The following is a 14,513-nucleotide window of genomic DNA, read 5'->3' as shown; positions in this document are numbered from 1 at the left end:
GAGGAGCGCCGATGCACTGGGAAACCATCCACAAGGACGCCCCACCGGTCGTCCCGCCCCGTCTCACCGACTACGACCGGGCCAGCTCGGTCTTCAGCTGGTCGCGGGCGCGTAGCGATCTGGCCGGGCTCCCCGGGGGCGGGCTCAACATGGCCCACGAGGCGGTCGACCGGCACGCGGCGTCCGCTCACGGGGACAAGGTCGCGCTCCGCTGCGTCGCCCGGGACGACTCCGTCTCCACCGTCACGTACGCGGAACTGGCCCGTTGTACGGCCCGCTTCGCGAACGTCCTGCGGTCACTCGGCGTCGGCCACGGGGACCGGGTGTTCACGCTGCTGGGCCGCTGTCCCGAGCTGTACACCTCGGTGCTGGGCACGTTGAAGAACACCAGCGTCCTCTGTCCGCTCTTCTCCGCCTTCGGCCCGGACCCGGTGGAGCAGCGGCTGCGTCTCGGCGATGCGCAGGTTCTGGTCACCACCGCGGCCCTGTACCGGCGCAAGGTCGCCGAGCGCCGGACTTCGGTTCCCGGACTGAAGCACGTCCTGATCGTAGGCCCCGGCGCGGAGGCACTGCCCGGCACGGCCTCCTTCGACGACCTGATGTCCGCCGCCCGGGACACCTTCACCATCCCGCCGACCGCGCCCGAAGACATGGCTCTGCTGCACTTCACCAGCGGCACCACCGGCACCCCCAAGGGCGCGGTCCATGTCCACGAGGCCGTCGTCGCGCACCACGCCACGGCCGCGTACGCGCTCGACCTGCACCCCGAGGACGTGTACTGGTGTACCGCCGACCCCGGCTGGGTCACGGCATGTCGTACGGGATCATCGCCCCGCTCGTCCACGGCGTGACGGTCGTCGTCGACGAGGGCGACTACGACGCCCGGCGGTGGTACCGGATCCTCGGCGAACAGCGGGTCACCGTCTGGGTACACCGCCCCCACGGCCCTGCGCATGCTCATGCGCGCCACCCCGCGACAGGGCCCGTACGGCCTGCCGCGCTCCTACGACCTGTCGGCCCTGCGCTTCATCGCCTCCGTCGGCGAGCCCCTCAACCCGGAGGCCGTCGTGTGGGGTCGGGACGTGCTGGGACTGCAGGTGCTGAGCTGCTCGGCGATCACCTCCAGCTCGGCACCCAGACGCAGACGACGGGGGAGGTCCAGCGGCTCGGGCTGGTGGGGGTTTCCTTGGCATCACAACGCGGTCAGTCTCGCACCGATCCGCAGGTGCGGCCTCTGGGCCGGACGGCTCTAGCTGTGGGACAGGGGTCCCGCGCGGCGCGACATGCCATCCCCCACCAACGAGACTGGAATGAGCTGGTTTGCTCCCATTGGAGGAGAGTTCGTGACGGGTTTCCGGGACTTCTTGGCACGGTTCCGGCCGACGGTGTCGCCGGGCCGGGCCGCACCAGGTGGTGTCCCCGCGGACCGTTCCGCCGAACTCCGCGCGGAACTCACGCCGCCTCTGGCCCTGCTCGAACAGGCGGAGGCCGAAGCCCGGACGGTACGCGAGCGGGCCGCTGCGGCCGCCGCGTCGGACCTGCGGGAAGCCGAACGGCAGGCCGAGGTGATCGTGGCCGAGGCGCGTGAGGAGGCCGGCGGAGTACGGGCGCGCACCGCCGAGCAGGTGCTGCGTGCCGCCCAGAGCGAGGCGGCGGCGCTGCTCGCCGAGGCAGCACGCGAGGCCGTCGCCGTACGCGACCGCGCCAGAAGCCGGACGCCCGCGCTCGCCGACCGAGTGGTCGCGCTGGTGCTGGAGGACATCGCGGCGGAGCAGGCATCTCCCCCACCGGCGCAGGGCCACATGCCTCTCGGCCAGGGGCGGCGGCCGCAGGAGGGGGGTCCGTGATGAGCGCCGGATGGGTAGCGGGCGTGACCCGGGCACGCGCCCTGAGGACCAGGTGCCTGGGAGCCGAGGGCGTCAGGGACGTGGCCGCCTCCCCCACCCTCGATGACGCACTGCGCTACCTGGCGGCCACCCCCTACCGGCATGACGTCACCCCCGGCGCCACACCGGCCGAGGCCCAGCGGGCGGTCTCGGCCACGCTGCTGTGGCATCTGCGGGTCCTCGCCGGCTGGCAACCGGCCACCGGAGCGGACGCCATACGGGCACTCGCCTCGGGGTTCGAGATCTCCAACACCGAACACCACCTGAGGGCTTTCGCGTCCGGCCCTCGACCGCCGAACACCCACCTCCCCCACCCTCCCCCGCCCTATCGGCCGGGCGCCCTGGCGATCGCCTGGACACGACTGGCCCGCAGCCGTACGCCGTTGGAGCTGCGCACCGCGCTGGCGGCCTCCGCCTGGGGCGACCCCGGGGACGACTCCCCGGCCGCGGTCGCCACCGGTATGCGGATCTCCGCCGCCCTACGGCTCGCCGACGCCGTTCCCGACGCGGCGCGCTGGGCGGCGGCCCGACTCGCCCTGCTGTTCGGCCGTGAGGTGTTCCTCGTCGGTCGTCGGCTGCCGGACGTCTCAGCCCGCAGGGCGGCCCGCCTGCTCGGGGCTCGGGCCGTGAGCGCCGGCTCGTACGTCGACTTCCGGCAGGCGCTTCCGGCCATCGCGAGGTGGCTGCTGGACGACGTCGACGAGGCGTCGGACCTGTGGCGAGCGGAGGCACGGTGGTGGGAAGCGGTCGACCGGGACGGCCACGACCTGCTGCACCGGTCCCACTTCGGGCCGCAGCCGGTCGTGGGGGCCGTGGCACTGCTGTCCGCCGACGCGTGGCGGACCCGCGGCGCGCTGGAACTGGCCGCCCGGGGCGGCGGCCCCGGGGACTGGCCCGTGGAGGTGCTCGATGATCCGGGCTGAGGCAGCGGTACCGGTCCGGATGCGCAGGGTGGCCGTCGTGGCCTCCGAACAGGCGCTGCGGGAGAGCCTGGTACGGATCGCCGAGGCGGGCTGCGTCGAGATCGACCTGGCAGGCGACGGCGGGCCGGACGTCCGTGGGCCGGCGGCGACGCGCCTCCAGCGGCTGCGGGCAGAGCCGGCACACCCCGCGCTCAGTGCGGCTCTCCCCGACCTGGACGCCCTGGAGCACGAGGGCCGCACGGACCTGCTGGCGGGCGAGGCACAGTTGGAGGAACGGCTCGGCAGCGCGGTCCGGCACGGCGCGGTCGCGGCACTGGCTGGCTGGTGCCCCGAAACGAAGGTGGGCGCCACGGCGGCGCGCGTCGCCGGTGCCGGAGGCGCGTTGGTACCGCTGCGGACCCCGCGCGGTGTCGACCCGCCGACCTTGCTGACCGGAGCGGGCCCAGGGCCCCCGGGATCTGCGGCGACGCCCGTGCGCCGATCCTTCACGCCCCTGGTCACCACGTACGGGACCGTGCCCTACGCCGACCTCGACCCCACCATGGCCGCCGGCACCGTCTACGTGGTGATGTTCGGCCTGATGTTCGGCGATGCCGGGCACGGGCTGCTGCTGGTCGCCATCGCGTTCCTGCTGCGAGCGGGACGGCCCCGCCGTCTGGCGGCGCTGCGTCCGCTGTGGCCCTTCGTCGCCGGGGCCGGGCTGGCCGCCACGCTGGCCGGGGTGGCGTACGGCGAGTTCTTCGGCCCGACCGGGGTGCTGCCCGTGCTGTGGCTGGAGCCGTTGGAGGAACCCATGCGGCTGCTGGCCGCCGCCGTCGGGCTCGGCGCTGTGCTGCTGGCCTTGGCCTACGCGGCGGGGATCGCGAACCGGTGGCGGGAGGGCGGACCGGCTGCGGCTCTGTACACGACGACCGGGATCGCCGGGGCGGCGCTCTACCTGGGTCTCGCCGTCGTCGCCGTGTATGTCTGGCTCGGCCCGTTGGTCTACGGAGTCGTGGGGGCCGTGATCGCCGTCGCCGGCCTGGCTCTGGCCGGGGTGGGACTGTACGCGAGCACGGCGGGCGGTCCGGGCGGCGCCGTGCAGACCGGCATCCAACTGTTCGACGCGGTGGTCCGGATCGGCTCGAACGTCGTGTCCTTCGCGCGGCTCGCCGCCTTCGGCCTGACGCATGCGGCGCTCGGCGCGATCGTCTGGGACGGTACGACGGCGCTGGCGGGCCGGGGCCCGGCAGGCATCGTCGCGGCGGTGCTCGTCTTCCTGCTCGGCAACGCCCTGGCCTTCTCCCTGGAGGCGCTGGTGGCGGGCGTTCAGGCACTCCGGCTGGAGTTCTACGAGCTGTTCTCCCGGCTCTTCGAGGGCGAGGGCCGCCCCTTCAGGCCCTGGCACCTGCCCGTGGAGCACACCCCGGGTTCAGCCACTGCCGCGGGGCCGCCCACAGCGGCGGGGGCCGTCCGGCACATCCCGGCGAGGGAGGAGTACTCGTGATCACCTGGTTCTTGGCCCTGCCCGTCATCGTGGCGGGATTCGTCGCCGTACGCCTCGTGCTACGGCGCTCGGGCCGGAAGGCCCTGTGGTGGATGGTCGGCGCCGACGCCGTGCTGCTGGTGGCCGCCACCGTGGTGCTGACCCTGGCCCTCGGCGGCGGATCGGCGCAGGCCGCGACCACGGCGGCACAGGACTCCGGCTCCGGATCCGCCGCCCTGATCGGCGCCGCGATCGCGGTGGCCGGGGCGACGATCGGGGCGGGCATCGCCGTCGCCTACACGGGTGCGGCGGCCCTCGCCGCGCTCAGCGAACGGCCGGAACTCTTCGGCCGGGCGATGGTCATCGTCGGCCTGGCCGAGGGCATCGCCATCTACGGGCTGGTCGTCGCGGTCATCCTCATCGGGAAGGCATGACCATGGGACGTGTCGCCGCTCTCGGAGAGCGGGCCCGGGTGGCCGGTCTGGCCCTGGCCGGAGCAATCGTCCTCGTGGCCGACGACGCCGAGGCCGTACACCGGGTCTGGCGCGGCCTGCCGGACGGCATCGACCTGGTGATCCTCACCCCTGCCGCGGCCGAGGCACTGAGACCGGACCCCGCGACGCCCGGGAGTCGCCGCCCGCTGACCGCCGTGATGCCGCCATGACGACCCCGGCCCCCGGCCAGACGACGGACGACGCGCTCCACCCGGTCCGGGCGGGGCTATTGCGGGCCGCTCACGCCGACGCGGAAGCGCTCCTGACCCGCACCGAGCGTGAGACCGCCACGTTGCTCGATCAGGCGCGTGCCCAGGCCCAAACCATCCTCGACGAGGCCCGCCGCCAGGGCGAGGCCGACGGCGCGGACGCCTGTCGTGACCTCCTCGTCAGGTCCCGGCGCGAGGCCAGGTCCCGCACGCTCGCCGCTCGCCGGGAGGCATATGAGGAACTGCGCCGGGAGGCCACCCAACGGGCCGGGGAACTGCGCGGGACCGACGGCTACGTGTCCCTGCGGAAGCGGCTGGAACTCCGGGCTCGCGTCCTCCTCGGCCCCGCCGCCGAGGTGAGCGAACACACCGAGGGAGGCATCGTGGCCCGGGCACCGGGGAGGCGGGTCGACCTATCGCTGACCGCGCTGGCCCACCGCGCGCTGGACCTCATGGGAGCGGAGGTGCGGAGCCTGTGGGAGCCGTGACGGAAGCCGCTGAGACGCGTCGACGGCCGACCGGCCGGCAGTCGGCCTCACGGATCCTGCGTGTCACAGGCCCGCTGGTCGAGATGGAATACACGGGCGGTATCGCGATGTACGACCAGGTCTCGATCGGGCCCGCCGGGCTCCCCGGCGAGGTCGTTGCCATCAGCGGTGACGTGGTCACCGTTCAGGCGTACGAGTACACCGGCGGCATCGCTCCGGGGCAGACGGCACTGCCCCAGGGTCGTCCGCTGTCGGTGCGGCTCGGTCCAGAACTGCTCGGCGGGATCTTCGACGGTCTGCTGCGACCTCTGGCCGATGCCGGTGACTGGCTGCTGCCCGGCGCGCGAGGAGCAGCGGCCGAGGAACGTACCTGGTCATTCTCGCCCTTGGTGGCGCAAGGCGACCGGGTGGCCGAGGGGCAGGCGCTCGGGGAGATCCGCGGCGCGGAGCCGGTGCCGGTGAAGGTCCTCGCGCCGCCCGGCTGCCGGGGCACGGCCGAGGAGATCGCCGTCGCGGGGCAGTATGCGCGCGACGCGGCGGTGGCCGTGGTGGGCGGCACCGAGGTGACGGTCGGCGCTGTGTGGCCGGTGCGCCGACCGCGCCCGGTGCGGGAGCGTGTCGACAGCCACGATGCTCTGAACACCGGCCAGCGGGTGATCGACCTGCTCTTCCCCGTGGCCCGGGGCAGCACGGTGGCGGTGCCCGGTGGCTTCGGCACCGGCAAGACGGTGCTGCTGCAGCAGATCGCCAAATGGTGCGACGCGGACGTCATCGTCTACGTCGGCTGTGGGGAGCGCGGCAACGAGATGGCCGACGTCATCACGGAACTGTCGGAGCTCCAGGACCCGCGCACGGGCGGACGCCTCGCGGACCGCACCGTGACGATCGCCAACACCTCCAACATGCCGATGATGGCCCGGGAGGCGAGCGTCCACACGGGGGTGACGGTCGCCGAGTACTTCCGGGACATGGGCCTCGACGTGGTGGTCATCGCCGACTCGACCTCCCGGTGGGCCGAGGCGCTGCGCGAGTTCGCCTCACGTACCGGCGCGCTGCCCGCCGAGGAGGGCTACCCGGCCGGACTCGCGTCCGCCATCGCGGCCTTCTACGAGCGGGCCGCCGCCGTGACCACCCTCGGTGGGGACCGCGGCTCGGTGACCGTGATCGGCGCGGTGTCCCCGCCGGGCGGCGACATGACGGAACCGGTGACCGCGCACACCGAACGCTCCGTCCGCTGCCTGTGGACCCTCGACCGCGACCTCGCCTACGCCCGCCATTACCCGGCGGTGTCCTGGGCGGGATCCTTCTCTCGCGACGTGCCAGTGCTGGCCGCCGGACACCGGTTGGCCGGCGATCCGGCGTGGGCCCGGCGCCGCGAACGGGTGGGGGTGGTGCTGGCGGAGGCCGACCGGCTGGCCGATCTGGTGGACCTGATCGGCATTGCCGCCCTGCCCGCACGGGAACGCATCAGCGTGCTGGCAGGGAGGCTGGTCCGCGAGGGTGTGCTGCAGCAGAGCGCCCTGTCGGAGCGGGACGCGTACTGCGGGCCGGGGAAGACGGCCGCGCTGGCCGACGCCGTCCTAGCGGTCGCCGGCCGCTGCCACGAGCTGGTGGACTCCGGCGTCCCGGCGGCCTCGGTCGAGGAGCTCGACTTCGGTCCGCTGCTGCGCGCCAGGGAGGACACCGGCCCGCACGACAGCGCCGGTGCGATGGCGTGCCGGGACGCCATGCTCGCCAGGCTGGATGAGGTGCCGCCATGAGTCTGTCCGGCGGGATCGAGTACACGACGGTGCGCGAGCTCAGGGGGCCGATCGTGATCGTCGAGGGCGTCTCGGGGGTCGGCTGGGACGAGTACGTACGCGTCACCCTCGCCTCCGGCGAACGGCGCCACGGCGTCGTCCTGGACGCCGACCGCGACCTGGCGGTCCTCCAGGTGCTGGAGGGCACCGCGGGCATGGATCCGGAGGGTGTCCGGGCAGCCTTCTCGGGCAGTCCCCTGCGCGTCCCGGTCGGCACGGACTGGCTGGGCCGCGTCTGCAACGGCCGGGGCGCGCCCCTGGACGGCGGCCCGCCCGTTCTCGGCTCCCACGACGCCGACGTGGGCGGCGCCCCCATCAACCCGGTGCGGCGCGAGCCGCCGTCCGAGGCGGTGCTCACCGGAGTCGGGGCCGTCGACGCGCTGACCACGCTGGTACGCGGGCAGAAGCTGCCGGTGTTCTCCGTGGCCGGGCTGCCGCATCTGGAACTGGCCGCCCAGATCGCCGCACAGGCCACCGTCGGCGGTGAAGCGTTCAGCGTCGTCTTCGCGGGAATGGGTCTCACCCACGCCGACACCTCCTTCGTACGCGCCGCCCTGGAGGAACGGTCCGCCGCCGGAGAACTGGTCCTGCTGCTGAACACCGCCGACGACCCGGTGATCGAGCGGATCCTGACTCCGCGGATCGCGCTCACCGTCGCCGAGCACCTCGCTTTCACCGAGGGACGGCACGTCCTCGTCGTGATGACCGACATGACGACGTACGCCGAGGCCCTGCGTGAGGTCTCCGCCGCCCGCGGGGAGATCCCCGCCCGCCGCGCCTACCCCGGCTACCTCTACAGCGACCTGGCCTCTCTGTACGAACGCTGCGGACGGGTCAGGGGCCGCCCCGGCTCGGTCACCGTGCTGCCAGTGCTCACCATGCCCGCGGGCGACATCACCCACCCCGTGCCGGACCTGACCGGCTACATCACCGAGGGCCAGATCGTGCTCTCGCCCGGGACGCAGGCGCGCGGCGTGTACCCGCCGCTGGACGCCCTGTCCTCCCTCTCCCGGCTGATGCGCAAGGGCGCGGGCCCGGGCCGCACCCGAGACGACCACCTCGACGTCGCGGCCCAGTTGCTGGCCGCCCTGGCCCGGGCCCGGCAGGTTCGCGACCTCGCGGACCTGGTCGGTCAGGCGGCCCTGAGCTCCACCGACCGCAGTTACCTGGCCTTCGAGGAAGCTTTCCTGCGGGACTTCACCGACCAGCGCAGCGACGAACCGCGTGACCTCGCCACTTCGCTGGAACGCGGCTGGCGGGCGCTGCTCACCCTGCCCCGCAGCCAGCTCTCCATGCTCCCCGCCCGCCTCCTCGATGCCCATGGCGCGAAGGACGCCTCGGACACGGAGGCGTCTCCATGACCGGCACCCGCCGTACGCCGCCCGGTCGTGCGGGACGACTGCGGCTGCGGCACAGCCTCGACGTCGCCGAGCGCGGAGCCGATCTGCTGGAGCAGAAGCTCCGCATCCTCCGCTCCGAGCACCAGCGGCTGCTACGCGCGGAGGAGGCAGCCACTCACGCCTGGCAGGACCTGCTGGCCGAGGCCGAGAGCTGGCTGCTGCGCGGACTGCTCCTGGGCGGGGAACAGTCCCTGGACTCGGCCGCCGCGGGCATCGGCCCCGCCGAGATCACGGTCCAGTGGACCGTCTCCATGGGGGTACGCCATCCGGCGTCGGTCACCGTGTCCGTACCTGCCCGTTCGCCAACCGCCGCCGCTCCCACCAACACGGCCCTGGTGCACTCCGAGGCGGCCTACGGCCGTGCCGCGCGTGCCGCCGCCGAGTACGCGGCCGCACACGCCGCCGCCGAGCTCGTGGGCGCGGAGGTCGTCAGCACCCGGCACCGGGCCCGTGCCCTGCGACGCCACTGGATCCCCCGCCTGCGGGAGGCGCTAGACCGGGCCGATCTGGCCCTGGAACAGACCGAACACGAGGACAGCGTCCGGCGGCGATGGGCTGCCGGACAGTGACAGCGCCACGCCTCACTGCTCCGCTCGGTCCCGAGGCGGTGGGGCGCGGCCCGGGTGAACCTGAAGGTGAGAGGTAACGGTTTTGTCTGAGGGAGGCATGGTGAGTGGTCTCGTGGTCGTGGGCGTGGATGGTTCGGCGTCGAGTCTCGCCGCGGTGGAGGTGGCGGCGCGGGAGGCACGGTTGCGGGGGGCCGGGCTGCGGGTGGTGCACGCGTTCGTCTGGCCCGCGACGCACGTGCCCTTGGAGCCGCCGCCTCTGGGGCCGCCGGAGGGCGGGCTGCGGAACATGGTCGATCGCGTGGTGACGGAGGCGGTCGAGCGGGCGCGGACGGTGGCGCCGGACGTAGATACCAGTCACGTCGTGGTCACCGCCGAGCCGTTGACGGTTCTGGAGGCACAGTCGCGTGCCGCCGAGCTGGTGGTGGTCGGGTCCCGGGGCATGGGCGGGTTCGTCGGACTGCTGGTGGGCTCGACGGCGGTACATCTGGCGGCGCACGGCCCGTGTCCGGTCCTGGTGGTACGCGAGCAGCCGCACGCCCACGGTCCGATTGTGCTGGGTGTCGACGGCTCGGCCGCGGGACAGAAGGCCGTTGATTTCGCCTTCGCCGAGGCCGCCCTGCGCAGTGCGCCGCTGGTGGCGCAGCACGCCTGGACCACGTGGAACGCGCCGATGCCCGCGCCGCAGGACCCGGCGATGCCGTACGCGAACCCGCCGGGAGCGCTGGCCGAAGAGGAGGAACGGCTGCTGTCCGAGGCGCTCGCCGGCCGTCAGGAGCGCTATCCGGGTGTGCCGGTGGAACACAAAGTGGTGCACGGCGGGACGCGGGAGTCGTTGATCGAGGCGAGTCGGTCCGCTCAGCTGGTGGTGGTCGGTGCCCGGGGGCGCGGTGGTTTCGCCGGGCTGCTCCTGGGGTCGGTCAGCCAGGCCCTGCTTCACCACGCGCACTGCCCGGTGGCTGTGGTGCGGGGTCACTGAGGGCGCCGGTCACGGGGCTGAGGCGCAGCGGTGAGTGCCGACGCGGTCGGCCGCGGTGCCGGCCGACGCAAGCCCGTCGGCAGTCGGTGCCTGGGCAGCCGGCGCTGGGTGGATCGAAACACCGAGGTGTGACCGTGCCGGATACTCCGGGCCCGGCTCACTGGAAGGCCGCGTGGATCTCCTGCTCGGTCGCGGAGTGCGAGACGAGGAGGAGTTCGTCCCCCGCCTGGAGCGAGATCGCGGGATCCGGCACGGTGGGCTGTCCGTCGCGGACGATCGTGGCGACAACGGTTCCCTCGGGCAGCCGGACCTCGCCCAGAGTGCGGCCCACCGCCCTGGACTGCGGGGTGATGGCCGTTTCGATGACGTCGACGCCGGCCTTGCTGAGCCGCAGCAGGGCGACCGTGTCGGTGGCCCCGGTGGCCTCCTCGATGAGAGAGATCAGCGGGGTGGCGGCGGGGACGGCGACGTCGACACCCCATCGCGCGTCGAACAGCCAGGCGTTGTCGGCGTCGTTGATCCGGGCAGCCACGCGGGCCACCGAGAAGTTGCGTTTGGCGAGCAGGCTGATGACGAGGTTGTCCTCGTCGTCACCGGTGGTGGCGACGACCAAGTCGGCGGTGAGCGCACCGGCGTATTCCATGAGGGCCGGTTCGCACGCGTCCCCGGCGACCAGCCGCACGCCAGGGAGGCGGCCCTGAAGTTCGGCCACGCGGTCGTCGTCGCTGTCGATCAGCGTGACCTCGTTGCGGGCCGCAGCCAGCACCTGGGCGATCTGGGTGCCGAGGCGTCCCGCACCGGCGATGAGCACGTTCACGTCCCCAGCTCCTTGTCGAGAAAGCCGCTCAGCCTGCCGAGCGCGGTGGCGGCGACGGCGAAGGTGACCAGGTCGCCGGCCTGCGCGAGCGTGCTGTGCGCGGGGATGAGGGAGCGGCCCGCGCGGGTGACCTCGACCACGCGGATCTCGCCGTCGACGTCGAACTCCGTCAGCCGCCGGCCGACGAGGTAGTCGGGCAGATCGGAGCGGATGAGCAGGGTCTCTCCGTTGCCGAAGCTGAGTTCGGGGCTCAGGTGGCGGTGCAGCAGCATCTGGTGGATCTGATGCACGGTCCAGCGGACGCTGGCGATGGCGGGGATGCCGAGTTCGCGGTAGATGTCGGCACGCCGGGGGTCGTAGACGCGGGCGAGGACTATCGGCACCCGGTAGGTCCCCTTCGCCGTCCGTGCGCAGACGATGTTGCTGTTGTCCCCGGAGGTGACGGCCACGAAGGCGTCCGCGTGCTCGATCCCGGCGGTCCGGAGCACCGCGCGGCTGTAGCCGTTGCCCTCGTGGAAGCGGATACGCGGGCTGTCGGGCAGCCGCCGGGCCGCTTTGGGACGCCGGTCGACAACCTGCACATCGTGCCCTTCCGCGGCGAGCAGACCGGCGAGAGCAGCGCCCACCCGTCCGCAGCCGACGACGATCACCTTCACCGTGGGGCTCCTTTCCGGCGGTCGGCGCGGCGTCGCAGCCACGCCTTGCGGGCTTCGTCCGCGAGCAGGGGCAGGGTGCCGAGCCCGGCCAGGACCGCCCAGTCGGCCGGGTCGAGCGGGGCGGTGTTGAAGACGGCCTGCAGCGGCGGCAGGTAGCTGATCGCGGCCATGAGAGCGACACCGAAGCCGCCCGCCGCCAGCAGGGCCGGATTGGACAGCAGCCCCACCTTGAGAATGCTCTGGCGGTCGGTCCGCACGGCGAGCGCGTTGAAGAACTGGCTGAGCACGATCCCCGCCTGGACCATGGTGATCGCCTCCTGGTAGACGAGGGTGTCCTCGGTGAAGTCGTCGAACGGGATGCCCGAGGATCCGACGTGCCAGAAGAACACGCCGGTCACGCAGACCGCCTGGATGCCGCCCAGCAACAGGATCCGTCCCACCACGGCGGCCGAGAACAGCCGTTCCCGGCGGGAGCGCGGCAGGCGGTCCATCACGTCGGGCTCCGGGGGTTCCGCCCCCAGGGCCAGGGCGGGCAGCACATCGGATCCCAGATCGATCGCCAGGATCTGCACCGCGCTGATGGGCACCAGCGGGAACCCGGCGAACGTTGCCGCCAGGATCGGGACCAGCTCCCCGATGTTGTGACTGAAGAGGTAGACGAGGAACTTACGAATGTTCTGGTAGACCGCCCGGCCCAGCCGCACCGCCGCTGCGATGGACGCGAACGAGTCGTCCAGCAGCACCATCGAAGCCGCCTCCCGGGCCACGTCGGTGCCCGACGCCCCCATCGCCACGCCGATGTCCGCGTGCTTGAGCGCCGGGGCGTCGTTCGCGCCGTCCCCGGTGACCGCCACCACCTCCCCCCGCCGCTGGAGGGCGGTGACCACGCGCATCTTGTGCTCGGGGCTGACCCGGCACAGCAGCAGCTCGGACGGCTCGGCGAGCAGCGCGTCGAGCGCCTCGTCGTCCATGGCGTCAAGCCGCGCGCCCGTCACCACGACCGGGTCCGGCCGCCGCACGATACCGACCCGGCGGGCCACCGCCTCCCCGGTCAGCGGGTGGTCGCCGGTGACCATGACGATCCGGATGCCGGCCCTGCGGCAGGCGGCGACCGCGTCGGTGACCTCCGGGCGCGGCGGGTCCAGCATGCCGACCAGTCCCAGCAGCGTGAACGCGGACTCCGCCTCGTCCTGCGCAGGGCGAGGCCCGTCCAGCTCCCGCCGCGCGACGGCCAGCACCCGCAGGCCCTGGGACGCCAGCGCGTCACTCGCCGCGACGACCGCCGCCCGGTCCTGCACGGTCAGCGGCCCGCGCCGTCCCTCCTTCTGCACGTGGGTGCACCGCGTCAGCAGTTCCCCCGGCGCTCCCTTGACGCACGCCTGGTAGCCCTCGCCCGTCTTGTGCACCGTGGTCATCAGCTTGCGGGCGGAGTCGAAAGGGAACTCCGTCACCCGTGGCGCCGCCCCCTCCTCCGCGCCCAGGTCCAGCCCGGCTTTGGCCGCGACGACGCGCAGCGCGCCCTCGGTGGTGTCGCCGAGCACCCGCCAGTGCTCCCTTGGGCCCGTGGGCGGAACCAGCCGGGCGTTGCAGCACAGGCCCGCGACGAGCAGCACTTCACGCACCGACGCCGGGTCGGCGACCTCACCGCTCGGGGCGTACCCCACGCCGCTCACCGGGTGCGCCGCACCCCCCGCCCACACCTGGGTGACGGTCATCTCCGCCTGGGTGAGGGTCCCGGTCTTGTCCGTGCACACGACCGTGGTCGACCCGAGCGCCTCCACCGCCAGCAGCTGTTTGATCAGGGCGTGGCGGCGCGCCATCCGCCGTACGCCGATCGCCAGCGACACCGACAGCGTCGCGGGCAGCCCCTCCGGTACCAGCGCCACCATCACACCGAGCGCGAACACGAACAGGGTCACCACGGACTCGCCGGTGGGAAGCCGTACGGCGAACATCAGCGCGCCGATCGCCAGGGCCGTCCCCGCCACCCGTCGCGCCATGGAGGCGACCTGCAGCTGCAGCGGGGTCTTCTGCCGCGGGGCTGCCGCGGCCAGCCGGTAGATCCGCCCGAACTCGGTCGCCGCGCCGGTGGCGAAGGCCACGGCCCGCCCGGACCCGGCGACGACGTCGGTCCCCATGAACACGCAGTTGCGGGCCTCCAACGGCGGTCCGGCCGCCACCGGGTCCGCCGCACGGCCCACGGCGTTGCTCTCCCCGGTCAGCGGCGCGTTGTTCACGGCCACCTCGTGCGCCTCGACCATCCGGCAGTCCGCCGGCACCGCGTCGCCGGCCTCCAGCACCACGACGTCGCCCGGCACCACGTCCCGGGCCGGCAGCTCCATCCGCTCACCGCCGCGCAGCACCCGGCAGGTGTGGGGCACCATCGCCTCCAGCGCCTGAGCCGTCCGCTCGGCCGAGTACTCCTGGGCGAAGCCGATCGCGGCGTTCAGCGCCACGACGCCCAGGATCGCCACCGCGAGCTGCAGGGTAGCCACGTCGCGCGGCTCCTCCAGGGTGTACGCCAGGAAGGTGATCCCCGAGGCGACGATCAGCACCACTGCGAAGAGGTCCGTGAACTGCGCTCCCAGTTGCCGCCACACGGCGCGGCGCCCCGCACGCGGCAGTTCGTTGGCCCCGTACTCGTCCAGGCGAGCCCAGGCCTGAGCCGTCGGCAGGCCGCGCCGTGAGGTGCCGAGCGCGGCGAAGACCTCACCGGCGGGGAGTTCGGGGAGCGGAGGACGCGGACCGGCACCGGACGCGGCGCCGGACGCGGCGCCGACCGCGTCGTCCTTCCCTCCGCCCGGTACCAGCGGGTCCGCACCGGTGCACAT

At 73.4% G+C, this 14,513-nt stretch carries 15 protein-coding genes; 12 read left to right on the top strand and 3 right to left on the bottom strand.

Annotated features, from left to right (window positions below; genetic code table 11):
• Positions 1–11: 11 nt before the first annotated feature.
• The 12 genes from ACZ58V_RS22160 to ACZ58V_RS22105 all read left to right on the top strand — a co-directional run bounded on the left by ACZ58V_RS22160 (position 12) and on the right by ACZ58V_RS22105 (position 10,209).
• On the top strand, positions 12–851 hold the full coding sequence (locus ACZ58V_RS22160) for an AMP-binding protein (protein WP_471291595.1): 840 nt from the start codon (positions 12–14) through the stop codon (positions 849–851).
• A 102-nt stretch (positions 852–953) separates the two neighbouring features.
• Positions 954–1,253, top strand: coding sequence for a hypothetical protein (locus tag ACZ58V_RS22155; RefSeq protein WP_471291593.1), 300 nt, complete (start codon positions 954–956; stop codon positions 1,251–1,253).
• A gap of 90 nt (positions 1,254–1,343) precedes the next feature.
• Entirely contained in the window at positions 1,344–1,847 is a 504-nt protein-coding gene (locus ACZ58V_RS22150; RefSeq protein WP_468199375.1) for a hypothetical protein, read from the top strand.
• Positions 1,847–2,809, top strand: a complete 963-nt coding sequence (locus ACZ58V_RS22145; protein WP_471291591.1) for a V-type ATPase subunit — start codon at positions 1,847–1,849, stop codon at positions 2,807–2,809. The genes ACZ58V_RS22150 and ACZ58V_RS22145 overlap by 1 nt, the downstream gene beginning before the upstream one ends.
• On the top strand, positions 2,796–4,295 hold the full coding sequence (locus ACZ58V_RS22140; RefSeq protein ID WP_471291589.1) for a V-type ATPase 116kDa subunit family protein: 1,500 nt from the start codon (positions 2,796–2,798) through the stop codon (positions 4,293–4,295). Before ACZ58V_RS22145 ends, ACZ58V_RS22140 begins: the two co-directional genes overlap by 14 nt.
• A complete protein-coding gene (locus ACZ58V_RS22135; protein WP_468199381.1) occupies positions 4,292–4,708 on the top strand; it encodes an ATP synthase subunit C in 417 nt (138 codons plus the stop codon). The genes ACZ58V_RS22140 and ACZ58V_RS22135 overlap by 4 nt, the downstream gene beginning before the upstream one ends.
• Positions 4,705–4,938, top strand: coding sequence for a hypothetical protein (locus tag ACZ58V_RS22130; protein WP_471291587.1), 234 nt, complete (start codon positions 4,705–4,707; stop codon positions 4,936–4,938). The genes ACZ58V_RS22135 and ACZ58V_RS22130 overlap by 4 nt, the downstream gene beginning before the upstream one ends.
• Complete coding sequence (locus ACZ58V_RS22125) at positions 4,935–5,465, top strand: hypothetical protein (protein WP_471291585.1); 531 nt, start codon at positions 4,935–4,937, stop codon at positions 5,463–5,465. Before ACZ58V_RS22130 ends, ACZ58V_RS22125 begins: the two co-directional genes overlap by 4 nt.
• A complete protein-coding gene (locus ACZ58V_RS22120; protein WP_471291583.1) occupies positions 5,462–7,225 on the top strand; it encodes a V-type ATP synthase subunit A in 1,764 nt (587 codons plus the stop codon). Before ACZ58V_RS22125 ends, ACZ58V_RS22120 begins: the two co-directional genes overlap by 4 nt.
• Positions 7,222–8,625 (top strand): V-type ATP synthase subunit B, encoded by a 1,404-nt coding sequence (locus tag ACZ58V_RS22115; protein ID WP_468199391.1) that lies wholly within the window; start codon positions 7,222–7,224, stop codon positions 8,623–8,625. Before ACZ58V_RS22120 ends, ACZ58V_RS22115 begins: the two co-directional genes overlap by 4 nt.
• Positions 8,622–9,233, top strand: coding sequence for a V-type ATP synthase subunit D (locus tag ACZ58V_RS22110; RefSeq protein WP_471291581.1), 612 nt, complete (start codon positions 8,622–8,624; stop codon positions 9,231–9,233). The genes ACZ58V_RS22115 and ACZ58V_RS22110 overlap by 4 nt, the downstream gene beginning before the upstream one ends.
• A 100-nt stretch (positions 9,234–9,333) precedes the next feature.
• On the top strand, positions 9,334–10,209 hold the full coding sequence (locus tag ACZ58V_RS22105; RefSeq protein WP_471291767.1) for a universal stress protein: 876 nt from the start codon (positions 9,334–9,336) through the stop codon (positions 10,207–10,209).
• Positions 10,210–10,366: 157 nt separating this feature from the next.
• On the opposite strand, the gene ACZ58V_RS22100 is transcribed toward ACZ58V_RS22105, so the two are convergent.
• The 3 genes from ACZ58V_RS22100 to ACZ58V_RS22090 are packed head-to-tail and all read right to left on the bottom strand — an operon-like array spanning position 10,367 to position 14,513.
• Positions 10,367–11,026, bottom strand: coding sequence for a potassium channel family protein (locus ACZ58V_RS22100; protein ID WP_468199397.1), 660 nt, complete (start codon positions 11,024–11,026; stop codon positions 10,367–10,369).
• Positions 11,023–11,682, bottom strand: coding sequence for a potassium channel family protein (locus ACZ58V_RS22095; RefSeq protein ID WP_471291579.1), 660 nt, complete (start codon positions 11,680–11,682; stop codon positions 11,023–11,025). The genes ACZ58V_RS22100 and ACZ58V_RS22095 overlap by 4 nt, the downstream gene beginning before the upstream one ends.
• Positions 11,679–14,513: a cation-translocating P-type ATPase gene (locus ACZ58V_RS22090; protein ID WP_471291577.1), complete on the bottom strand. Its 2,835-nt coding sequence runs from the start codon at positions 14,511–14,513 to the stop codon at positions 11,679–11,681. The genes ACZ58V_RS22095 and ACZ58V_RS22090 overlap by 4 nt, the downstream gene beginning before the upstream one ends.

The organism is Streptomyces sp. NPDC040589 (genome assembly GCF_055594445.1).
Note: the sequence above shows the minus strand (reverse complement) of the source record. Positions and strands in the feature narration are given on the sequence as shown.